The sequence below is a fragment of the Cyanobium sp. NIVA-CYA 375 genome (assembly GCF_056108345.1).
On sequence record NZ_JBSYHW010000244.1, the window covers coordinates 1 to 982 of the forward strand.

Sequence of the window (982 nt, forward strand, 5' to 3'; positions counted from 1 at the left end):
ATAAAATTATAGAGATTACTCAAAAGAAAAGTATTTCCGAGCTCCCAGCAACAAGTTTAATCGCACCAGTCCAGCTTTTTCCAAAACTATCAGATATTTGCATTTTCACGCGCAGCTATATTGGCGATGCATCTCTCTTGCCTGGCTTATATTCAAGTATTGAAGAAAACTTTAAGCATGTAGCCGAATGCATTCTTGTTATTGAAGAGCAAGACTATGATGATCTCCCCAAAGTTGTTCCGGGATGGGTCAAGATCTGTACCGAAAAAAAGTTCGCTCCAGGAACAATTCAGCATAAGTATAGCAAGCTGACTGCCGACTTGCACACGTCTTGCGACTGGATATTTCACATCGATTCCGACACTCTCGTATCATCCCAGATTGATACAGGCTACCTGCTCAGAGACGGCAAACCGATTATAGAGATTACATCTTATGAGCAGCTGAGAACATATCAAGAAGGCAATGGTTTTAAAAGTCATATGAGTTCTTACGTTCTCGAGCACCATCTTCCACAGGAGCTACATAAAGAAGGCGTCAAGGATGCAGAGTGCTGGATTCGCGAGCACTACAGCCAATGGTTTGATGAATGGTTTCCGAATTGGAAGTACACATTTGGCTTAGATGTATGGCAAGAAGGAACAAGTTACGCCTTTGGCTCCCAGATAGATTTAGAATTCAGCCAAAAACCTATTAAGCTTTATCCTCGCCAGATCTACCCTGTATGCAGAGAACATATCCAGGCGGTACATTCAATGAACTTACCTGACTTTATTCTCACCAGGGTAGGGAGGCAAAGTTATGGAATAAGCAGAAATCAATACTTTTCTGATCTTAATTTTATCGGAGCGTGCCTTTACTATTACTTTCACGACTCAGTGCACTGGATTCGCACTGACATTGATGGTTTTGATTACCGAGACACACGATTTAACCAAAGGATATCGTATGACATACTATAACCAGTTAAACCTTTCGCTTT

At 41.3% G+C, this 982-nt stretch carries 1 protein-coding gene; it reads left to right on the top strand.

The features are described from left to right. A partial coding sequence (locus AC01FP_RS17830) for a hypothetical protein (protein WP_474482105.1) occupies positions 1-962 on the top strand: 962 nt, incomplete at its 5' end. Positions 963-982 lie beyond the last annotated feature (20 nt).